Source organism: Paenibacillus sp. OK060 (assembly GCF_900101205.1).
GTDB lineage: Bacteria > Bacillota > Bacilli > Paenibacillales > Paenibacillaceae > Paenibacillus > Paenibacillus marchantiae.
Window position 1 is genome coordinate 257,332 of sequence record NZ_FNFR01000008.1, and the last position, 20,293, is coordinate 277,624.

Annotated in this window: 23 protein-coding genes and 1 other annotated feature; of the genes, 11 read left to right on the forward strand and 12 right to left on the reverse strand. The window is 46.5% G+C overall.

Annotated elements, in window-relative coordinates:
- Positions 1–158: 158 nt before the first annotated feature.
- On the forward strand, positions 159–1,334 hold the full coding sequence (locus BLS14_RS26465; protein ID WP_063566132.1) for an MFS transporter: 1,176 nt from the start codon (positions 159–161) through the stop codon (positions 1,332–1,334).
- A gap of 302 nt (positions 1,335–1,636) precedes the next feature.
- Positions 1,637–1,984: a toprim domain-containing protein gene (locus BLS14_RS26470; RefSeq protein ID WP_090954700.1), complete on the forward strand. Its 348-nt coding sequence runs from the start codon at positions 1,637–1,639 to the stop codon at positions 1,982–1,984.
- Between the two features lie 80 nt (positions 1,985–2,064).
- Here BLS14_RS26470 and BLS14_RS26475 read toward each other — a convergent pair whose 3' ends face one another.
- Together BLS14_RS26475 and cyoE are read right to left on the reverse strand one after the other, a co-directional pair.
- Positions 2,065–2,676 carry an SCO family protein gene (locus BLS14_RS26475; protein WP_079696718.1) on the reverse strand — a complete coding sequence of 204 codons (612 nt, stop codon included), beginning with the start codon at positions 2,674–2,676 and terminating at the stop codon, positions 2,065–2,067.
- A 229-nt stretch (positions 2,677–2,905) separates the two neighbouring features.
- Positions 2,906–3,835: a heme o synthase gene (cyoE, locus tag BLS14_RS26480; protein ID WP_072735501.1), complete on the reverse strand. Its 930-nt coding sequence runs from the start codon at positions 3,833–3,835 to the stop codon at positions 2,906–2,908.
- A 253-nt stretch (positions 3,836–4,088) separates the two neighbouring features.
- Here cyoE and BLS14_RS26485 point away from each other — a divergent pair, with 253 nt between their 5' ends.
- Positions 4,089–5,069, forward strand: coding sequence for a metal-dependent hydrolase (locus BLS14_RS26485; RefSeq protein ID WP_063566136.1), 981 nt, complete (start codon positions 4,089–4,091; stop codon positions 5,067–5,069).
- 107 nt (positions 5,070–5,176) lie between these two features.
- Here the strand turns inward: BLS14_RS26485 and BLS14_RS26490 are convergent, their stop codons facing one another.
- Positions 5,177–5,395: an alpha/beta-type small acid-soluble spore protein gene (locus BLS14_RS26490; RefSeq protein ID WP_017692386.1), complete on the reverse strand. Its 219-nt coding sequence runs from the start codon at positions 5,393–5,395 to the stop codon at positions 5,177–5,179.
- A gap of 120 nt (positions 5,396–5,515) precedes the next feature.
- Here BLS14_RS26490 and BLS14_RS26495 point away from each other — a divergent pair, with 120 nt between their 5' ends.
- Positions 5,516–5,713: a hypothetical protein gene (locus BLS14_RS26495; protein ID WP_063566137.1), complete on the forward strand. Its 198-nt coding sequence runs from the start codon at positions 5,516–5,518 to the stop codon at positions 5,711–5,713.
- Between the two features lie 110 nt (positions 5,714–5,823).
- Here BLS14_RS26495 and trpS read toward each other — a convergent pair whose 3' ends face one another.
- Positions 5,824–6,816, reverse strand: coding sequence for a tryptophan--tRNA ligase (gene trpS / locus BLS14_RS26500; protein ID WP_072735502.1), 993 nt, complete (start codon positions 6,814–6,816; stop codon positions 5,824–5,826).
- A 64-nt stretch (positions 6,817–6,880) separates the two neighbouring features.
- Positions 6,881–7,146: a binding site (T-box leader), on the reverse strand.
- A 249-nt stretch (positions 7,147–7,395) separates the two neighbouring features.
- Between trpS and BLS14_RS26505 the strand changes: the two genes are divergently transcribed.
- Both BLS14_RS26505 and BLS14_RS26510 read left to right on the forward strand, forming a co-directional pair.
- A complete protein-coding gene (locus BLS14_RS26505; protein WP_079696682.1) occupies positions 7,396–8,370 on the forward strand; it encodes an aldose 1-epimerase in 975 nt (324 codons plus the stop codon).
- A gap of 201 nt (positions 8,371–8,571) precedes the next feature.
- Positions 8,572–8,805, forward strand: coding sequence for an alpha/beta-type small acid-soluble spore protein (locus tag BLS14_RS26510; RefSeq protein ID WP_063566140.1), 234 nt, complete (start codon positions 8,572–8,574; stop codon positions 8,803–8,805).
- Positions 8,806–8,883: 78 nt separating this feature from the next.
- Here the strand turns inward: BLS14_RS26510 and BLS14_RS26515 are convergent, their stop codons facing one another.
- Positions 8,884–9,297, reverse strand: a complete 414-nt coding sequence (locus BLS14_RS26515; RefSeq protein ID WP_063566141.1) for a hypothetical protein — start codon at positions 9,295–9,297, stop codon at positions 8,884–8,886.
- 272 nt (positions 9,298–9,569) lie between these two features.
- On the reverse strand, positions 9,570–11,369 hold the full coding sequence (locus tag BLS14_RS26520) for a M3 family oligoendopeptidase (RefSeq protein ID WP_072735504.1): 1,800 nt from the start codon (positions 11,367–11,369) through the stop codon (positions 9,570–9,572).
- 118 nt (positions 11,370–11,487) lie between these two features.
- Here BLS14_RS26520 and BLS14_RS26525 point away from each other — a divergent pair, with 118 nt between their 5' ends.
- On the forward strand, positions 11,488–11,658 hold the full coding sequence (locus tag BLS14_RS26525; RefSeq protein WP_064506463.1) for a YycC family protein: 171 nt from the start codon (positions 11,488–11,490) through the stop codon (positions 11,656–11,658).
- Positions 11,655–11,888 carry a hypothetical protein gene (locus BLS14_RS26530; RefSeq protein WP_063566143.1) on the forward strand — a complete coding sequence of 78 codons (234 nt, stop codon included), beginning with the start codon at positions 11,655–11,657 and terminating at the stop codon, positions 11,886–11,888. The genes BLS14_RS26525 and BLS14_RS26530 overlap by 4 nt, the downstream gene beginning before the upstream one ends.
- A 17-nt stretch (positions 11,889–11,905) precedes the next feature.
- Here BLS14_RS26530 and BLS14_RS26535 read toward each other — a convergent pair whose 3' ends face one another.
- Complete coding sequence (locus tag BLS14_RS26535; RefSeq protein WP_063566144.1) at positions 11,906–12,637, reverse strand: DUF2225 domain-containing protein; 732 nt, start codon at positions 12,635–12,637, stop codon at positions 11,906–11,908.
- A gap of 36 nt (positions 12,638–12,673) precedes the next feature.
- Positions 12,674–13,051, reverse strand: coding sequence for a globin domain-containing protein (locus BLS14_RS26540; RefSeq protein ID WP_024634405.1), 378 nt, complete (start codon positions 13,049–13,051; stop codon positions 12,674–12,676).
- Between the two features lie 562 nt (positions 13,052–13,613).
- Between BLS14_RS26540 and ylbJ the strand changes: the two genes are divergently transcribed.
- On the forward strand, positions 13,614–14,867 hold the full coding sequence (gene ylbJ, locus BLS14_RS26545) for a sporulation integral membrane protein YlbJ (protein ID WP_072735505.1): 1,254 nt from the start codon (positions 13,614–13,616) through the stop codon (positions 14,865–14,867).
- Between the two features lie 104 nt (positions 14,868–14,971).
- Complete coding sequence (locus tag BLS14_RS26550; RefSeq protein ID WP_024634403.1) at positions 14,972–15,775, forward strand: NAD kinase; 804 nt, start codon at positions 14,972–14,974, stop codon at positions 15,773–15,775.
- A 29-nt stretch (positions 15,776–15,804) separates the two neighbouring features.
- Here BLS14_RS26550 and BLS14_RS26555 read toward each other — a convergent pair whose 3' ends face one another.
- Both BLS14_RS26555 and lipA read right to left on the reverse strand, forming a co-directional pair.
- Complete coding sequence (locus BLS14_RS26555; RefSeq protein WP_240321485.1) at positions 15,805–16,206, reverse strand: YutD family protein; 402 nt, start codon at positions 16,204–16,206, stop codon at positions 15,805–15,807.
- Positions 16,203–17,102, reverse strand: a complete 900-nt coding sequence (gene lipA / locus BLS14_RS26560; RefSeq protein WP_063566146.1) for a lipoyl synthase — start codon at positions 17,100–17,102, stop codon at positions 16,203–16,205. Before lipA ends, BLS14_RS26555 begins: the two co-directional genes overlap by 4 nt.
- Positions 17,103–17,305: 203 nt before the next feature.
- Between lipA and BLS14_RS26565 the strand changes: the two genes are divergently transcribed.
- Entirely contained in the window at positions 17,306–18,376 is a 1,071-nt protein-coding gene (locus BLS14_RS26565; protein ID WP_063566147.1) for a M23 family metallopeptidase, read from the forward strand.
- Positions 18,377–18,498: 122 nt separating this feature from the next.
- Here BLS14_RS26565 and yunB read toward each other — a convergent pair whose 3' ends face one another.
- Both yunB and fsa read right to left on the reverse strand, forming a co-directional pair.
- Positions 18,499–19,374 carry a sporulation protein YunB gene (yunB, locus tag BLS14_RS26570; RefSeq protein WP_079696688.1) on the reverse strand — a complete coding sequence of 292 codons (876 nt, stop codon included), beginning with the start codon at positions 19,372–19,374 and terminating at the stop codon, positions 18,499–18,501.
- Between the two features lie 199 nt (positions 19,375–19,573).
- Positions 19,574–20,218, reverse strand: coding sequence for a fructose-6-phosphate aldolase (fsa, locus tag BLS14_RS26575; protein WP_024632668.1), 645 nt, complete (start codon positions 20,216–20,218; stop codon positions 19,574–19,576).
- Positions 20,219–20,293 lie beyond the last annotated feature (75 nt).

The window sequence follows — 20,293 nt, forward strand, 5'->3', positions numbered from 1 at the left end:
TCCGAAGCTGCTGTCAGCTAAGCCCTCCTATGTAAAAATAAACGGTCTAAGTTCGTCCCGCCGGGCGTACAAGTAGTACCATGAGGTTCTGTCCAAGGAATGGGGAACACGTCATGACCAGTTATTGAATATGCATCGCTTAACAAGGAGGGGCTTCTGTGAAAACGGCCATCTGGCTATATCTATTTTTGTTCCTTGCTGTTTTTGATTTGCACGCCCAGTATCCAATCTTGACCCCTTTCGCTATCTCGCTCGGGGCGGCCCCGACCTTCATCGGCTGGATGATGGGCATCTATTCCTTGACTCATCTCCCAGGCAATCTGATCGCCGGAACCCAAATCGACAAACATGGCAGCCGTCGTTACATTGTATTCAGTTTGCTGGGTGCAGGCATCATTTTGCTTATTCAGGCACAAATCCATACGCCATGGCAGCTGCTCGCCCTGCGCTCCATCAGCGGGTTTGTACTTGCTTTTCTCTCTCCGGCCTGTCTCGCACTGCTTGCGCAACTGTCAAGTGATCCAATCAAGCAAGGCAAGTATATGTCAGGCCATGGCGTCGTACATACGCTGGCATCCGTGGTGTCCCCTGCCGCAGGCGCATTGATCGTCGGAGCTTTAGGATTTTCCGCCACCTTTGCGAGTCTCGGTTATCTGCTCATTCTGTCCGGCGTTATCGCATGGTTATCCATGCCCAAAGGCCTCGCTGAGGTTCAACACGAAAAAGTGACCGAGCCCGCCATGCCTAGCAACCCAGTCGGAGAAAAAAGAAAGTTCCTGCCCGTATCCTGGCGATACTTTGCTCTGCCCCTTGTCATTGCGTGTGCCCAAGGAATTCTTTTTTTTGAACTACCACTGCGCGGAGGCGGACATTCGTCCATGATGTCTACCGGGCTTTTGTTTTCCATTATCAGTATTGGAGCACTATTTACCCTGAGCTTGCTATTTCTCAACCGTTATTCCCCCAAACTGCGGTTGATTGCAGGTGTACTGCTAATGTCTTTATGTTTCTTTGCTATGGCGGCCATACCACAGATTCCGTTATCATCCGTGCTTTTCGTTCTGGGGATGTCTAAAGGCATTATTTTCCCAGCCATGGCAACACTCTTTATTCATTTAAGCGGTGGAAACAAGCTGGGTCGCATCTTCTCATTGCAATCCATTGCTACCTCCATCGGTTCTTTCATCGGCCCCATCACAGCAGGACAGCTTCGTGTGGGTTTATCGCCGTATTTCATTGCCTTTGTATTATTGATGATCGGCATTATGCTGCTCCCTTATTTCACAGCCAGACGCGAAGCTGCCCTATCTGATCCCAAAAGCATACTGGGTTAACCATATCAGAACGCTCCATATCCATACCCTTTGACAACAGAAAGGCTTGTATTTTTCTTGGCTTTGCATCATTCCCCCATTTACAGCTAAACTATATAAAATGGACTGATGTTTTACACACAAACGGAACGGACAGACACTCACCTCAGAATGTGGAAAAGAAGTTGAAAATCAAAGATGTTTCTGTCAGCGTAGTCGCACGTGTAAAAATTAGAAGGTCCATTTTATATAATCCAGTCGATTTTCGCTGCAACATTTCCCGGGGAATGTCGACATAAGCTCTCGATCAAGAGGTGAATATGATGCCTATTCATGTCATTGTGGAAGGTAAAAACGACCGCAGCAAACTAAAACGTCTTGTAAGACCCGAAATCAACATTTTGTGCACGTTTGGAACACTGAATTCCCTCAAGCTTGAGTCGCTGCGCAAACAGGTTGGTTATGACGAGGTCTACTTATTTATGGATAATGACAGTTCGGGCAAAAAAATCAGGGGTGTGCTGCGAGATGCCTTCCCAGATGCAGTACAGATGTATACACGACGCGGTTACGCTGGTGTAGAGGGAACTCCCGATGAATACATCATCGCCCAGCTGGAGAAAGCCGGATTGGAATCGTATATCCAATATCCTGAACTCCCATCGTTTTAAACCGTAAGAGGCTGCTCGCCGGGGTATTCATTCATCCCAGGAAGCAGCCTCTTTATTGGCTTGTTATTATGAACGCTTTTTTATTCCTTGATCAGATTGCGAATGTCTTCCGCAATGACTGCTGGTTCAACATCCTCTGTATTAAACGCATTGTATACCTTGCGCAACTGGTTATTCCGATCCACCAATCCAATCATGTTCATATGGGCAAAATCGTCCTTGTTCTCACCCTGAATGAGGATCTGGAATGAATCCTTGGCGAGCTGCTTCGTTTGATCCATATCCCCCCGCAGGAAGTACCAGCCATTATAATCCGCATGGAATCGATCTGCAAATTCCTTAATCTTCTCCTTAGTATCCACTTTCGGATCAAACGAGATGGATACAAAGGAGACATCCTTACCAAAGGTATCGTCCTCTTTTAACAGATCCTGCACCTGGGATAACGTAAACGTCGTAATTGGGCACACATCCGGACAACTGGTGAAATAAAAGTAGAACAAACGCACCTTGCCTTTGGTATCATCCAGAGATACTGTGCTTCCATCCACATTTTCCATCGAAAAGGATTGAATCTCCCGAATTTCGGGTAACTTTTCCTTGCTGGCAAATACGGTGCCCCACATTAAATACACCGCCATAATTAGTGCAAGCCCTAACAGCATCCATGTCCATTTATACTTTTTTAGCATCATTATCGTCCCTTCCGACTACCAGATCATATGAATACGCATACATAAAGTTTTAACGGTTATCTATAAATTCATGGTCTTGGATCGTGTTTTTAATGACTTTTCCTCATTCCCATACCACTTTGATGCATATGTATACCAAGAACCCAACCGACAATGGGCCCCTTGTTATTGTAACTGTTCCACGGACCCGTGCCCATCTAATGTTTATTAAAGCATTTCATGCTGCTCATTTGTGCACTGTATCCAGAATCATCAATATAAAACTCAAAGAAAGATAATTAATGGAGTAAAGGAATACCTTTTTGGCCCAGGCATCTGTATTTTGTGCACGAAAGCCTTTAAGTGCGTAGTACAGCCACAGTACGGAAAGTATCAGTGAGACGGTAAGATAGAAGATTCCTGCATACCCGTAAGCATACATGAGGACCGGGACAAAGATTTGCAAAACCAGATAAGGAATCATCTGAATCTTGGTCCGTTCAATACCCTTTACAACCGGTAGTAGTGGAAATCCACCAGCCCGATAATCTTCCACCCTGCGGATCGCGAGCGCCCAGAAGTGTGGAGGTTGCCATAAAAACAACATGGCCAGAAGCAGCCATGCACCAAGATCCATACGCCCGGTTACTGCGACATACCCGATGACTGGCGGCATTGCACCAGACAGACCACCAATGGAGGTGCTCCATGTCGACGAACGTTTTAACCAAAGGGTGTACATAATCACATAGACAAACATGCCAAAAATGCCGCATAATCCGGCAAGTACCCCGGAGAAGGAAAAGAGTACGGATAATCCAATCACACCCAAAATAATGGCATAGGATAGAACGACTTTGGGTGTTAAACGTCCTGTTGGCAAGGACCTGTTGCGGGTACGTTCCATTTTGAGATCAAGTTCACGGTCAAAGTAATTGTTAAATACACAAGAAGAAGCCATAATCAGCACCGTTCCAAGCAGGGTCAGCACCATCTTGCCATAGTTGACGTCCCACTGGGATGCAAGCCAAAAGCCACCAAAAACCGCAATAAGGTTGGTTCGAAGAATGCCCGGTTTCGTAATATGGATAAAATCTTTCCACGTCCCTGATTTCATCGGAGGCGCAGATCGTGTTGCCGAATCGGAAGAAGCCTGGTATCTCAATGGATTGTCCACGCTTGTGAATCCTCCTTCTTCTTGATCTCATGGAGGTTTCTCTCTCTGCCTCCGATATAAAGTTTATCACAGGAAAAGGAAAAAGAGTTTGACAATGCTCGTACAATTGCTGTCAATTGAGCAGGTTCTTGTCATATCTTTGGAAATTAGGGTGTTTTGCTTCCCGGTAGGCGGATAATATACACTATATATGGGTATCACCTAGATAGAGAAGCAACTCGCATTAACGATACACCACACAAAGGAGACGTTTATGGATACTTCTACACATTTTGTCATGGGGATTGGTTTGGCCGGTCTGGCTTATGTCGATCCTGTTGTCGCGACGAGTCCCATGCTCGCAGCTGCGGTCATGGTTGGTACCATTGCAGGCTCGCAGGCTCCTGACATCGACACTGCGTTACGTCTCAAAAGTAACTCGCTCTACATTCGGAATCACCGGGGTATGTCTCATTCATTGCCATTTCTACTGTTATGGGTTCTGCTCATCACCGGAGTCATTGCACTGATCTTCCCGGGTGTCGCTGTTGGACACGTCGCGGCCTGGACTGCTGTCGCCGTAGGCGTGCACGTTTTTACCGATTTATTCAATACCTATGGAACCCAGGCAGCACGACCTTTTACAGAACGCTGGATTGCCTGGAACATCATTCATATTTTTGATCCGTTTCTGTTTACCACACATGTGCTGGCCATTTTGTTATGGGCTTTCGATCTGATCGCCCCTGCTCCACTCTTTGTTTCACTGTATATTTTGATTGGCTTGTATTATGTATGGCGGACAATAGCACGTGCTATGGCTGTTAGACAGGTGAAACGACTCGACAAAAATAATTCTGAGGCTCATTATATGGTCATCCCAACGATATCCTGGAACCGCTGGCATGTGGTGAAAAGATTTGTAGACGGCAGTTATGAGATTGGCAAAATGGATCATTCCGTCCTAACCTGGAATCTCCATGCTTCATCGTCCACTCACGCGGCTGTCGCCGCCTCACGCAAATCTCCTGAAGTCACTGCGTTTCTGTACTTCACCTCCTATGCTGTTGCAGAGGTGGAAGAATTACCAGCAGGATACAAGGTTCGCTGGGCAGATGTGCGTTATCGACACCGCAAACAATATCCATTTGTCGCTGTAGTAGTTATGGATCGAAATTTCGAAACGATTGATACGTATGTCGGCTGGTTAAGTGACGAGAAAATGGATAAAAAACTTTTATCCGCACGCTCTTGACGAAAGGTGCATGGAAGGGCACAATCAGACATAGGAACGAATGCGCGCGAGAAAGCCCGGAGCGTTTCCGCTCCGGGCTTCTGCTTGTTGCTTTTTGGTTATAATAATTATTTGCCAGACCCAGCCAGAGACTGCTCAGCGATTTGTACCAGACGTTTGGTGATATACCCGCCCAGAGATCCTGTCTCACGGGAAGTGTAGTTACCGTAGTAACCGTCTTGTGGGATAGTTACACCCAGTTCTTGTGCAGCTTCGATTTTCAATTGTTGCAGTGCTGAGTTTGCTTGAGGTACCACCAAGTTGTTAGAACGAGATCCTTGAGCCATATTTAAAATCTCCCTTCAATCTGTGTCTGTAATGTAATTGCAAGCTTGCAAGATTATTATGGCTCGTGCGCTTCAGGTTATACGGAATTTCATCAAATTTCTATATGGAGGTTTTTCCCAATGAGCAAAGGTTTATCGCTATGGTTTGCATTCTCTTCGATTATGTTGTTAGCGGTTACGGCGATTATGATCTCTTACTCCGGCTGGTTGGCTACGCTGCTGTTTGTCGTGTCCGTTGCCAACATCGGCTGGGGATTCGTTATTCGTGCAAAAAAAGAGCGTCGTGAAGCACGTACCACCTCGGAAACCGCCTCTTGACCGGTAAACTTCATAGGTATAGTACGAAACGATAATAAAGAGGAGCCCCATCAGGGCTCCTCTTTATTATGTGAACGATTCATCTACTTTAAGTTACTTGCCTCGTCCAACTACAACGTACGTCTAGGAACAAACCCCATACGTTCTTTAACCGCATTAAGTGTCTGAGAAGCCACCGCTTCTGCCCGACGAGCTGAAGTTTCTAGGATGTCTGCTAATTCGCCAGACTCACGAATCTCACGATACCGTTCCTGTAAAGGTTCAATAACGGATACGACCACTTCAGCCAGTTCTTTTTTGAACGGACCATACATTTTGCCTTCATAGCGCTCCGCTACTTCTTTCAATGACAGACCTGCGCATTCAGCGTAGATACTCATCAGGTTGCTGACCTCAGGTTTGTTTGCCGGATCATATACAACTTCACGACCGGAATCGGTTGTGGCACGACTGATTTTTTTGCGGATGACATCTGGCGGATCAAGCAAGGCAATGTAGCTGCCTGCATTGGGATTACTTTTGCTCATTTTGGAAGATGCATCATCCAGTGACATTACACGAGCACCCACCTGTGGAATATAAGGGTCTGGAATCGTGAAATACTCACCATAACGGTGGTTAAAGCGTCCCGCCAGATCGCGTGTCAGTTCCAGATGCTGCTTCTGATCCTCTCCTACAGGTACAAGATCAGCATTATACAGCAAAATATCAGCAGCCATTAATGAAGGATAGACAAACAGCCCGGCGCCAACGGAATCTTTACCGGATGATTTGTCCTTGAACTGAGTCATGCGTTCGAGCTCGCCCATCGATGTCAGTGTAGTCATCAACCAGCCCAATTCCGCGTGCTGCGGTACATGGGATTGCAGAAACACATTGGATTTCGTAGGATCGATTCCTGCTGCGATGAATAAGGCAGCTACCGCCTCAGATTGCTCACGCAGCGCTGCTGGCTCTTGAGCTACCGTTACAGCGTGAAGATCAACCACCATGAAGTGACATTGGTAGTCATGCTGCAATTTCACAAAGTTTTTAATTGCTCCGATGTAGTTGCCCAATGTGAGCTTGCCACTCGGCTGAATTCCCGAAAGTACTGTTTTCATTTCACATAACGCCTCCTATTTGTTTTGTTCCTATTCTCCGCGAACGCAAAAAGGCCCCACATCCGCAAGGGACGTGAGACCGTGGTGCCACCCTTATTCGCATTTCTCCATTCCTCTAGACCTGATTAAATCATGTAGAAGAAATGCCTTCATTTCTCCGTAACGTGGAGTATACGTCCAATTCTACTAAGGATAGCCCAAGATCAGACTTCGCCTGTTCAAACCAGCACTCAAGGGTCCATTCGGTAAAGAGTTCACACCGGTTCACATCACCCACCGGCTTTCTGAAGAGAGTTCTCTTGGCTTACTTGTCCCTGTCATCGCTTTGCTTATCATTCATTGGATAAAACGCATCGTTCAGAATACCATCTTAATCCGCACGAAGCAGAATGTCAAAATGGGAATAGCTTTTTTTACCCACTTAACAGAAATCTGTTATGATGGAATTGCTTATCCTAATCACCAGCATTCATTCGGTATGCTAATGGGATAAGTGGCATGTACACAATGACACGCCTGCAACGGCAGATAGGAATGGTCGTTTGCAGACAGATTTCAAGTGGGAAAAGGAGCATCGATATGAAAAAAGTGACCAAAGGCCAATGGAATGGTTACGACACGTATATCCTACATAGCCGTGAATTGGAGATTACCCTGCTGCCACGTCTTGGAAATAATATTATTTCGATTCGCGATTTAGTGCAGGGCCGCGATGTCGTTCGCAGTCCGGAAGAAGACGAACTTGCCTTTTATTTGCAGAAGCCGTATCACTTCGGCGTTCCGCTTCTTGTTCCGCCAGGCCGCATTCATCGAGGACAATTCGAATATGAGGGAGTTCATTACCAATTCGATCAGAATACGGCCAATGACAACCATATTCACGGCCTCCACCGCAGCCAGTCCTGGTGTGTCAGCGACATCGAAGAAGATGAAGATGGCTGTGCAATTACAACGGAATTATTAACTGAAAATGAAAAGCATTGGATGGCTCAATTTCCAATTCCTTTGAAGCTTGAGATGACGTTCAGACTACAAAACGCGGTGTTAAGCCAGCGTCTGCGTGTGACCAATCTGAGCTCTACTCCTGCTCCTTTTGGAATGGGATATCATACATGGTTTCTGCTTGACGGCAAACCTGCCGAATGGTCACTTCAACTTCCTGTGTCCGGAATTTACGCTCAGAATGAAGAACAACTGCCTACTGGTGAGATTGAATCTCTCGGAGAATGGTCTTCTTTGAACGAAGGCATGAACATGCAAGGACGAAACTGGGATACCATTTTGAAAGCTGCCGAAGGTCAACCAGCAGTAGCTCACTTGCGCAGACAGGATGGATATACGCTGAAATATTCAGCGGATGAGGCATATTTCAAACATTGGGTCCTCTTTACAAAGGGCGAATCCGATCAATTTCTATGCATTGAACCTTATACCTGGCTTCCTGATGCACCCAATTTGAATTTAACAGACGAGCAAACGGGACTGATTCGTCTAGAACCTGAACAGCCCGTTGAGCTATTTACACGTATTGAGATTGTTCCGCCAACCGAGTAGTAATCTTGTACTCTCAGGGATCTTCTAGGGACCATAACCCCTATTTTTCCCTTTTATTCTACGTAGCCGATCCATACTGGGTCGGCTTTTTTCATGTTATATCTCATTTCTATTATCCAAATTTTCCCTTACGCCATATCATGCATATTTCCTCATTCTCTAACCATACTAACATCACCAAGCCATAAGGAGGTGACACACATGTACGGAGGTCAAAACCAAGGTAGCGGAAGCCGCTCCAACAATCTGGTTGTTCCCCAAGCAAACGCAGCATTGCAACAATTGAAAATTGAAGCTGCACAAGAGCTGGGTGTAACTATTCCCCAAGACGGTTACTACGGTAACTACACTTCCCGTGAGACAGGTTCTCTGGGTGGTTACATCACTAAACGTCTGGTCCAAATCGCTGAGCAGCAATTATCGGGTCGTTCGTAAGCTCGTAATTTGTGCTCGTATATGCAACAACAAAAAGCGGCCTTCCTCGGAAGTGCCGCTTTCCTGTGCTCATCACAATTATGAAGACGACTCCATGCCTGAATCCATGTATGTATTGGTTCTTGGATAACGAATCATCAGGTTCGCCATATTATAGTTGGACTCCATCGTGGCATCAACCAGAATCATGCCTTGTCTTACTGTAAAATCATATGCAATTTCTCCATGAGTCCAATTTCGCTTGAATTTCAAAGTCTCCAGTGCCATTGCGCGGAAAGAAGAGCGCTGGGTTTCGTTTAATCCACCGTCCTCCACTTCCATTTGACCGTCACGTCCGGTTATCGGATTATGTCGAATCCCAAACTTCCCAATTACATTATTTCGTATTTGCACAAAAACCACACCTGAATCTAACCCTGATAATTCATGATCAAGCTCTTTGAACACCAAATCCAACTGTCGTGCTAATGAAAGCTGGTCAATTTTTACCATAACGCTCCTCCTTTATGCACTTCATCCTACAAAACAAGGACTTACGACTCATTATATGACAACAAATGTGGTCATTCAACAAAGTCAAACAAACTTGGGTAATTATAACTATAATTTGCACAATTAATTGCCATTTTGCGTCCTTTTAGCGAGTTATTTCTCTCAATTGCGACAAAATATTTAGTCGGACCTTAACTTTAAAAAACACAAAAAGGGCCGCAACCCCGTATGCATTTACACAGGATTGCAGCCTCATTTCATATATAGGAATACTATTTTGCGGATTCTGTCATCTCAAGAAATTGATCAATATCGGCAATGACCAGGTTCGCTGCATTTTGCCAGAAACCAGGTTGTGTGAGATCTGTACCCAGATGTTTCTGAGCCAGTTCTTCTACCGTCATTCGGCCTGTATCTCGCAACAAATCATCGTATTTATCGGCAAATGCCGTGCCTTCCTCCTGTGCTCTGGCGTAGATGCCTGCACTGAACATATATCCGAACGTATACGGGAAATTGTAGAATGGTACACCTGTCAGATAGAAATGCAGCTTGGAAGCCCAGAAATGCGGATGATCCGATGCAAGCGCACCACAGAACGCTTCTTGTTGTGCTTCCACCATCAGTTTGGACAACTCATCTGCATTTACCAAACCTTGTTTGCGTTGCTCATAGAAGCGATTTTCGAACAGGAAACGAGCGTGAATATTCATGAAGAACGCAACGCTTCGTTGAATCTTGTCTTCGAGCAGAGCAAGCTTCTCTTGCTCATCCGTTGCTGCCTGAACCAGTGCATCAGCTACAATCAACTCAGCAAAGGTAGATGCCGTTTCTGCCACATTCATGGCGTAGCGTTGATTCAAAGCTGGCAGTTCTTCCATAATGTGCTGATGATATCCGTGACCAAGTTCATGGGCAAGTGTCGACACATTCGACGGCGTCCCAGAGAAGGTCATGAAAATACGTGTTGCTTTGCTGAGTGGCAAGGACGTACAGAATCCCCCTGGACGCTTGCCAGGACGGTCCTCTGCTTCGATCCAACGTTTCTCAAACGCCATCTCTGCAAATTTGGAAAGTTTGGGACTGAACTTGGCGAATTGATCAACAATATTGATGGCTGCCTCGTCATATGTGACTTTTCCACCCGACTTGCCTACGGGTGCATCAACGTCACTCCAACTGAGTTTCTCTACTCCAAGCAGTTTCGCCTTGCGCTCCAAATATCGAACCAACGCAGGTTTGGCACCGTTAATTACGTCCCACATCGTATCAAGCGTCTGACGCGACATCCGGTTGATCGCCAAAGGTTCCTTGAGAATATCATCCCAGCCGCGCTTCTCATACAATTTGAGACGGAAGCCTGCGAGATGGTTTAATGTATCTGCACAGAAGTCTTCGACATCGGTCCAGGCTAGTTCCCAATTGGCGAATACAGTCTCGCGTACATTCCGGTCACTGTCGCTCAGCTTGTTGGAAGCCTGGCCTGCGGACAGCATAACCGTTTCACCATTTTGCTCAAAGGGAATGTTAACCTTGCTCACAATGGTGTTATAGAATTTGCCCCAGCCATGGTAACCATCGACGCCCAAATCAAGCGCAAGGCCTTCAAGCTCAGGAGACAGTTTCTCACGAGCTTGCGTGCGGCTCTCATTCAATGCAAAGGCAAGCGGCTGAATATCCTCCCGAGCAATCCATGCTTCCCATACAGAGTCTGTAGTTTGGCTAAGCGTATTATCGAATTGGGACTTGGTACTGTTCAACATCGCGCCAAGAGAACTCATGGTTCCCTGAAGCTGAACTGCTTTTTTATCATTTTGGTTTTGTGAAGAAAGACAGGACACAAATGCGGACCCTTCCGAAATTCGGATATAACAGCTCTGAAGCAGTTCAAGGATCGGATCAAATGCATTCGTTTCTTCCAGCGACTTGGGTGCAGGTGTTTCTTTCAAAAGAGCTTGCAGCTTGCGTACATCCTGCTCCAGCTCAATCAAATACGCAGCGAACGACTCGGAGGCAGAACCTCCACTAAAAATGGATTCCAGATCCCAGACGGGTTGTAATGGTGTTTTCATTTAAATAAGGCACCTCTCTCAGTAGAATGGATAATTAACCTTGAATTAGAACTGGTTTTATAAGCGCTATATCTCTATACTAGAGAAATAGTTTAAGCTATTTTCAGGAGGTAATCGTATGAAACCTTTACAAGTCTCGGCTGACACAGCCGTCAAATTAGCAGAATCCCTGGGTGTTCCCCTCGAACATCTGATGCATATGCCGCAGCATATTCTGATGCAGAAAATCGCCGAGTTGGCCAAAGAAGAAGCGGCTAAACCTGCCTCTACGGAAGGCGAGCAAGAATGATCCCCTTTGAGAACAGCTGGCCTTACGATATTGTAATGGGGGACATTTATGTACAGCAATGTCCGTACTGCCATGCAAACAATGTACTCCTGCCGCTCAAACCGAAGGAGCTTGTACGCATTCGCGAAGGCAAAAAGAAATTGCTGGTCTTTCCTTGTTGTAATGCCAGCATGACTGTGATCGACAATGATAGTGATTACCTGCTGTCCAGTCGTCCTGTCCGCAATTAGAGAACAACTGTCACTTATCAAATGGGGCTGCGTTTCGCAGCCTCTTTGTCTGCTTCAATCATTTCATCTGGCAATTCCAGCTTGCTCGAAATCATCTGTTCCCGCAGTAATGCCCACTGCTCTCGCGAAGCCCGAATCATGGCAGCATCGGTAATGCGCTTGTCATGAATAACCCTGCCGAACCATTTTACAGCCTCATGGAATCGACCTACTCTGCGGTTCAACTCTCCCAATAGATAAAGAAGCTTGGCTTCATTCCCGCCAGTACCTTCCCGTTCATAAACCTTTACATAAGCCTCAAGGCTAAATTCAAGAAAACGGTTTTCCTGGGTATGATCCTCCATGTACCGATACAGCCAGGCAATATGATGCAGCAGACCCGCAACGACACGATCTTTCTCCTGAATAACCTGCGCAACCAACAGTCCAAGCTTGTACGAATCCATCGCCTGTTCCAGTGTCCGTGCTCCGCTATAGTCTCGTTTCACCCAACGATTGCCGATCTGCTCTTTAAAAGCCTTTCGCTGTTTATCGTTTAATTGTTCTGTCGAATTCTCTGTCGAAGCAAATCCACACTCAGGACAAATTCGAACAACATAGAAATCCGGATTTTCCCGCTTGTAGTACGCACAAAAATCGGAATCCGTCCGATATGGCCGTTTTAAGCTTGGTCTTACGCGTGAGGTATCATACTCAGTCTCGCAATAATGACACTTCACCTTTACCTTATACAGAGGCTCTAATTCCACTCATTCCATCCCTCTCCCACAAGCTTGTAATCGGAACTAAGGTGTATTCACAAAATGATGTGCTGGCCCCGACAATCGCTGCAGGACGAAAGAATGCAACGGCTCTTCCACACCAACTTGTGTCAACGCCTGATCCATACATGCAAGCCAAGCTTCTGCCCGTTCAACTGTCACTTCAAAGTGCATATGGCGGGCACGCATCATCGGATGACCAAAAGCCTCGGAAAACAATGCAGGACCACCGAAGAACTGAGACAAAAACATGTATTGCTTGTCGATTACCGGCTGAATATTCTCCGGAAAAAGAGGTGCCAGCTTCTCATTCTGCTGAACAATCGGATAAAAAGCTTCGACCAGTGCACGAACGCCTGCCTCTCCACCAAGATTGTCGTAGATGCTTAAACTAGGATTCATTCCGCTTTTCCCTCCTTTCAGGTGTCGAATTTTGACATATATTACACTCCCATGCTTAATTATGAAAGGAGATTGAAGAACAAGGCCACGAACGCCTTTATCTTCATTCTATCAAAAAAATCCCAAAAGTCCTATATAACATGAAAGGATTATGGTCCCACATAGCCATGACTCATACAGGTCTATCTCGTGCTGAAGGCACAAAAAAAGCGCCAAACAAGAGGTTTGGCGCACCAGATATTTCATTAATAACTTCGCCAGTCCTCTTCTTCAGAGCGCACAAGCGAGGCACGTATAACATAAACAAAAGCACAAACCAGGATTCCGGTGACAAGACTCATAATCATCACTCCATCCGATTTAATTCCACCTTCAAGGTAATTAGGTGACGTTCAGGCGTTTTTATCATTTTAGCATACATCTCCTAAAAACACAGCCACTTTTGCAAGCGCTTTCTAAACATTAATTTGTACTGTTTGTCCGCTTTGTCTCATATATTGATGGCAAAAGCACCTGCGTTCTGCTGCACACTGACCATTCCAAAAATAAAGGAGAAGAATTCATGGCCGCTTCACAACGAATCACCCATGTCCTGATCCCACTAGCTCTCCTGATCCTGTGTGTGTTGATGGTGCTGTTTCCTGCGGAAACCTGGCATGCAGGTGTACGTGGACTATCCATTTGGTGGGACGTGCTGTTTCCCTCCCTTTTTCCCTTTCTGGTGCTCTCCGAGCTGCTTCTTGGCTTCGGCATTGTTCATTTTTTGGGTACACTCTTAAATCCATTGATGCGTCCGCTATTTCGCGTTCCCGGAAGCGGCGGCTTTGTGTTTGCCGTCAGTTGCGCCTCCGGTTATCCCACTGGAGCCAAATTGACTGCACAATTGTGGGAACAAAAATTGCTTACTCGGGAAGAAGGTGAACGCCTCGTTGCTTTCACCACATCATCCGATCCCATCTTCATGATTGGAGCCGTATCGGTCGGTTTTTTTCATAATGTAGCTATTGCTCCCATACTGGTCACATCACATTATGGTGCTGCATTTCTTGTGGGCCTGCTCATGCGGTTCCATGGCGGCATCTCCGCAAAGGATAAACAGCCGAACAACAACTCTCCCTCCGACTCTGAGGAGGTACACAAAAACAGACTGCTCCGAGCCATTTATGCCATGCACGAGGCAAGAAAGGCTGATGGACGGGCATTTGGTGAATTGCTGCGCCAGGCAGTCTCCTCATCCCTTCGCCTTATTATTATCGTAGGAGGGTTAGTTGTATTCTTCTCCGTTATGATGGAATTACTCGTTCAAACTGGATGGCTAGGCGGGTTATACGCCATTACGGAACAACTGCTTTTATATACAGGATTCCCCCCTGCCTTATCCCACAGCCTCGTAGGCGGATTATTTGAAGTCACTTTGGGAGCTAAAGAAGCAGGAGGGGCGGGCATATCCATTCCGCTCGTGTACAAAGCTGCTGCTGTTGCATTTGTCCTCTCCTGGGGAGGATTATCCGTTCATGCCCAGATCATGAGTGTCCTGAGCAACACACCCATGAGATATGGCCCCTTTCTGTTTGCCAGAGCAATCCATGCTCTCATTGCACCCATACTTGTACTTTTGTTATGGATGCCGATGATGGGTGATTCGGAATGGCCTGTTTTGTTCCAAACCGGTGCCAAATCAGAATTATTTTCGTATACACCAGACTGGGGACAGATCTTTTTTTCGGGAGTAGGTGTACTTGGAGGCGTATTACTTTTCCTGCTGATACTTTCTCTACTAAGTCCCTTTTTCTTACCTCGACGTATAAAAAAATAAGCCCTCCTGTGCGTTTATATACAACTGAATATCAATCCAACGTTGTGTTCTTCCCTGGAATTGATTATCATCGGTAGTATAATGACCACAAAGGAGCTTTCATCTTGAGATACTATGTTCAAGACCGCGGAGACCAGTTATCGATTGATCTCAGTCAGCAGTTTCATGCGCTGGCAAAAGAGGAAGGGTTTAAGCTGGATGCAGAATCGCCGGAGATTGTCATCTCCATCGGAGGCGATGGTACGATGCTGCAAGCATTTCACAATTTCATCGACCGCATCCCGGACATTGCTTTTGTTGGGGTTCATACAGGCCATCTCGGCTTTTATGCCGATTGGAAGAAGGAAGAATTACGTGAATTGGTTCGATTGATGAGCGGCAAAGGCGACCCGGAACGACTCAAACCACGAATTGTGGAGTATCCACTGCTGGAGCTTGAGATTCGTAAAAAGTCGGGCAATACCTCTTATATCGCACTGAACGAATTTACGTTAAAAGGTGTAGACGGTACAGTCGTTGCTCAGGTCGACATTAATGACGTGACGTTTGAGATGTTCCGGGGAGACGGTATCTGTGTATCAACACCTTCAGGCAGTACGGCATACAACAAGGCGCTTGGCGGCGCTATGGTGCATCCCACAATCGAGGCTATTCAGATCGCCGAGATTGCTTCAATTAATAACCGCGTCTATCGGACGCTGGGTTCACCGGTTATTTTGCCCAAGCATCATCACTGTGATATCTTCTCACGCAAGGATCAGCGGTTGCTGCTTACCATTGACCACGTAAACGTTATGGTGGAAGATCTCATATCCGTACGCTGCCAGGTGGCCCGTCACAAGGTCAGTTTTGCCCGTTTCCGGCCCTATCCGTTTTGGAACAGAGTTCGCACAGCTTTTTTGGACTAAAATATACGCAACAAAAAAAGCGGTCCTTCTCAGGAACCGCTTTTTGCTTTGGCTTGAGGCTGATCTTTGCTCTTCTGAAGCACAAAGTACGCACATCCAAAGTTGCAATATTCATTGATATAGTCCACCATGCTGGAGATCGTGGAATCCTTCGTTGCTTTGGGATGGTTGTCCCGGTAAAAACCTTTCAACCGCAGCTGGCTGTAACCCCAGTCCCCAATAATGTAATCGTACCGCTCCAGCACTTCGCTGTAACGGTCACGGAAGACTTCAGGATTCCAGCCTTCTTTGTGGTTTTGTACGATTTCATAATTCTTTCCGCCGATTTGAACAATAACCGGTTCTTGGGGTTTGTCCTGAGCCGATTCTTGGGCTAATTCCTGAACCTGTTCTGTGCTATTATCTTCTTCCAATCCGGTATCCTCCATCATGCGTGTGTTGCCGCCTGTTCAGCATGTTTTGTAGCAGATTTTACCTGTTCGTGCGCACGGTAGGAACTACGTACCATCGGTGCAGATTCAACGTGGCTGAATCCACGCTTTAGTCCTTCCTGCTTCAATGCTGCGAACTCTTCTGGCGGATAGTACTTCTCCACAAACAGATGTTTCTCTGATGGCTGCAGGTATTGACCAATCGTCATAATATCACAATCCACAGCTCGCAAATCATCCATCGTTTGCAGAATTTCATGATATTCTTCCCCTACACCAAGCATGATGCTCGATTTCGTCGGGATATTTGGCTGCATTTCCTTGGCACGAGCAAGCAGTTCGAGTGAACGCTTGTATTTCGCCTTGGCACGGACTCTGTCCGATAGCCGCTCTACTGTCTCAATGTTATGATTCAAGATGTCCGGTTTGACATCCATCACAATCTGCAAGGAATCCCGGTCACCCAAAAAGTCCGGAATCAGCACTTCTACGCTACATAAAGGCAAACGACGACGAACGGCCTTCACCGTCTCCGCAAAAATCGTCGCTCCTCCATCCTTCAGGTCGTCACGCGCCACGCTCGTAATTACGCAGTGCTGCAGATTCATCTGTTCTGCCGCTTCTGCCACGCGTTCTGGTTCCTGCAAATCAAGTTCCGTTGGCAAGCCGGTATTTACCGCGCAAAAACGGCATGCCCGTGTGCAAATGTCGCCCAAAATCATAAAAGTAGCCGTCCGATTAGCCCAACATTCGTAAATATTCGGGCACCGTGCTTCCTCACATACTGTATGCAGCGTTTTGGAACGCATCATCGTTTTCATTTCCTGATAGTTATCGCCGGTTGTCAATTTGATCCGAATCCAGTCCGGTTTCGGTTCTTTAACACGTTTAGCCAATGCATAAACCTTCTTTCTACTGAAGTTAGGCTGTTGCTCGGAACATATTATACCATGAAAGCGCTGGAAAAACCCCCATTTGTCACATCTTGTGCATTCATGTCTTACATGGATAAAATGAAGACTTTTGAAGAACGCTAGGTTATAGCTTGGTTCATCGGGCACCATGTGCATCATCTCATTGGAAAGGGGGCTGCTTCCCTGTGCAAGATCGCTTTACATCGCGGTTAACTTATTCCTTTTGGATCAAAACATTACTTGCAGGCACACTGCTTCTCCCATTCTTGCCTGTTGATGTTTACGGTGAACCCACCGCCGCTGATTCCAAACCTCAGGCTGTAGAGCAAAAACCAGCGGACATTTTCGCATCGCGCCGACATCTATATGAAAGCATTGGTCAGATGACCCAAATTCCCTGGTACAGGCTCGCAGCGATTGATCAATATGAACGAACCATCTCGCGTGCTCATCCGAAAGATCGTAAACATCCGGAACGGCTGACCGGCATATTCATGACCTCCCCAGCCTGGAGAGGCTGGCTAAATCCGAATGAAACGGATCAACAACCGGGTTCCATTGTTTTTTTCAATGGATATGGTCGTGACGGTTCTGGTGATGGCGTAGCAGATGCCAATAATGACCTGGACGTACTTTACAGCATGGCTTCCATTGTTCAGAATTATGGGAACAAGCCGGAGGACTTCAACATCGCTCTGTGGGAATATTATCATAACTCCCGGGCTGTGCAGCGCATTCAGCAATTCGCGAAATTATATGAGCATTTTGACAGCCTCGATCTCTTTGGTCACGCCTTTCCCGTCCCTCTCGGAACCAACTATTCATATCGCAGCACCTGGGGAACCAAACGCAGTTGGGGCGGGTACCGTATTCATGAGGGCACAGATATTTTTGCACCGCATGGCCTGCCTGTGCGCAGTACCTGTTACGGTGTCGTGGAAATCAAAGGCTGGAATCCGTTTGGCGGCTGGCGTATCGGTATTCGTGATCTGAACAACCATTACCACTATTACGCTCATCTATCCGGCTTCGACAAAAACGCCCATATCGGCGAAGTGGTTACCCCTGGTCAGGTTTTGGGCTGGGTGGGCAGTTCAGGGTATGGAAAACCAGGTACACAAGGTAAGTTTCCTCCTCATCTGCACTATGGCATCTATCGTGATAGCGGGTTGAATGAATGGTCGTTCGACCCTTACCCGAATCTGAAGCATTGGGAGCAGGAAGAACGCAAACAGAAGAAAGCCAAAAGCAAATGAGGCAAAATGAGGTTGGAATAAAGGATAAAAAGTATCTACTTAGTATTCAAATGAATTTTAATACAAAGCGGGACCTCTATCTTAGGGGCCCCGTTTTGTATTCGATATTTACCTTTGACTCATTAGTGGTTTACATCCACGTCAAGCTGCAATCCCTCATTGGGATCAGACAAATCCGGCTCAACCTCCAGTCCATTTCCGTTCAGACCGTTTGCTGGAGCCTGCTGCTGATTGGGAGAGGGTGAATTAGGCGTTCCTCCATGACCACTTGAAACACCCGTCTGACCCGATGGCAGTGCAATCGCGGGTGCATTGCTGCCGTTGCTGCCTACCGGTTTGCCCTGATTATCGTAGTAGTACATCGGCACATCCCCGACCACCAACAGGTAAGATATCGGAATTTCCGTATCAACGGTCTCAGGTTCCATGTCAAAGGGCACCACTACCGCGACTTCGGCAATGATGTGAATGTACACTTCCACCAGAATCATGTTTATACCGGCGTTCTGCTGACGGGTGTTCAGATCCACCTTGACGGCTCCCTGAGGCTCAATACGAACCGGTATACTTGGACCAAAGGATGCCAGTACCGGGCTGCCCAACGCCTGCCCCAGCGGAATTTTTTCTTTTAACATATGCACATTCTGCAAAGTGGATTGCACGATGTTCATCGTACTCGCAGTGATCCGCATATGCTCATCGTAATTCAGCATGAATCCGGACACTTTCCCAGCCGTATCGGTTTTCCAGTCAATCAATCCTTCGGTGGATTTGCCTTCGGAAACCTGCGCTGTAATCGCCTTGTTGATCGCTTCCGTTGCAATCTGCTTTACTCTGATTTTGGCCAGATGCATGATGGGTGGTTTCATTTTCTTATCCACATAGGCAAAACCCTGCATCAAACAAAACGCTGTTACCAATAAAATAATCAACCACATTTTGCGCCTGCCACTTGGCGGCTTGCGGCGTCTTCGGCTTCGCCATCGTCTTCTCATCATCGGGCGTCCCTCCCCTGCGGGATGAGCTATAGGCTATATACTATCCTTATGCATTGTTGTCCCGAAAAAGAAGGACAGCACCTGCTCGTACGGGGATATCATCACTTACAACTAAAAAAGCCTTCCGCCAGCAGATTTTGTCTGCAAGACGGAAGGCTTTTTAATGGATCTGAGGAATCAGATCCCTGTCCACATTTTATTATTTCGGAACGGACTCCCAATCTTTCAGGAAGCGCTCAATGCCGCTGTCTGTCAGCGGGTGTTTCCACAATGTTGGCAGGAGCGAACCCGGAATGGTCGCGATATGCGCACCAGAAAGAGCTGCATCCTCGACATGTTTGATATTACGGATGCTTGCTGCAATAATTTCGGAAGGCAAATCATACGTATCCAAAATGAGACGCAGATCGCGAATCAGCTTCATGCCATCCACCGCAATATCATCCAGACGGCCAACAAATGGACTGATGTATGTTGCGCCAGCTTTTGCCGCCATCAGACCCTGTGCTGCAGAGAAGATCAGCGTTACATTGGTTTTAATTCCTTTTTGGGTCAGTTCATGACAAGCATAGAGTCCATCTTCGGTCATCGGTAGTTTAATCACTACATTCGGTGCCCATTCTGCAATTTCATAAGCTTCCTTCAACATATCCTCGGCTTTAAGTCCGATCACTTCAGCACTGACCGGGCCTTTAACAACGCCACAGATCTCCTGAATCACTTCTTTAAATACGCGACCTTCTTTGGCAATCAAAGACGGGTTGGTCGTGACTCCATCCACCAGACCCAGACGTTCGATCCGTTTGATTTCTTCAACATTACCTGTATCTAAGAAAAATTTCATGATATGTTCCCTCCACTTGATGAATTTTATAAACAACTATACTCATCATTACCCGATTATCCGTATATGTTAACA

Bases quoted from the DNA above. Each gene is read 5' to 3' on its own strand.
- BLS14_RS26470 (WP_090954700.1), top strand. From the start codon at position 1,637: ATGCCTATTCATGTCATTGTGGAAGGTAAAAACGACCGCAGCAAACTA.
- BLS14_RS26475 (WP_079696718.1), bottom strand. From the start codon at position 2,676: ATGCTAAAAAAGTATAAATGGACATGGATGCTGTTAGGGCTTGCACTA.
- BLS14_RS26485 (WP_063566136.1), top strand. From the start codon at position 4,089: ATGGATACTTCTACACATTTTGTCATGGGGATTGGTTTGGCCGGTCTG.
- BLS14_RS26490 (WP_017692386.1), bottom strand. From the start codon at position 5,395: ATGGCTCAAGGATCTCGTTCTAACAACTTGGTGGTACCTCAAGCAAAC.
- BLS14_RS26495 (WP_063566137.1), top strand. From the start codon at position 5,516: ATGAGCAAAGGTTTATCGCTATGGTTTGCATTCTCTTCGATTATGTTG.
- trpS (WP_072735502.1), bottom strand. From the start codon at position 6,816: ATGAAAACAGTACTTTCGGGAATTCAGCCGAGTGGCAAGCTCACATTG.
- BLS14_RS26505 (WP_079696682.1), top strand. From the start codon at position 7,396: ATGAAAAAAGTGACCAAAGGCCAATGGAATGGTTACGACACGTATATC.
- BLS14_RS26510 (WP_063566140.1), top strand. From the start codon at position 8,572: ATGTACGGAGGTCAAAACCAAGGTAGCGGAAGCCGCTCCAACAATCTG.
- BLS14_RS26515 (WP_063566141.1), bottom strand. From the start codon at position 9,297: ATGGTAAAAATTGACCAGCTTTCATTAGCACGACAGTTGGATTTGGTG.
- BLS14_RS26520 (WP_072735504.1), bottom strand. From the start codon at position 11,369: ATGAAAACACCATTACAACCCGTCTGGGATCTGGAATCCATTTTTAGT.
- BLS14_RS26525 (WP_064506463.1), top strand. From the start codon at position 11,488: ATGAAACCTTTACAAGTCTCGGCTGACACAGCCGTCAAATTAGCAGAA.
- BLS14_RS26530 (WP_063566143.1), top strand. From the start codon at position 11,655: ATGATCCCCTTTGAGAACAGCTGGCCTTACGATATTGTAATGGGGGAC.
- BLS14_RS26540 (WP_024634405.1), bottom strand. From the start codon at position 13,051: ATGAATCCTAGTTTAAGCATCTACGACAATCTTGGTGGAGAGGCAGGC.
- ylbJ (WP_072735505.1), top strand. From the start codon at position 13,614: ATGGCCGCTTCACAACGAATCACCCATGTCCTGATCCCACTAGCTCTC.
- BLS14_RS26555 (WP_240321485.1), bottom strand. From the start codon at position 16,206: ATGATGGAGGATACCGGATTGGAAGAAGATAATAGCACAGAACAGGTT.
- yunB (WP_079696688.1), bottom strand. From the start codon at position 19,374: ATGATGAGAAGACGATGGCGAAGCCGAAGACGCCGCAAGCCGCCAAGT.
- fsa (WP_024632668.1), bottom strand. From the start codon at position 20,218: ATGAAATTTTTCTTAGATACAGGTAATGTTGAAGAAATCAAACGGATC.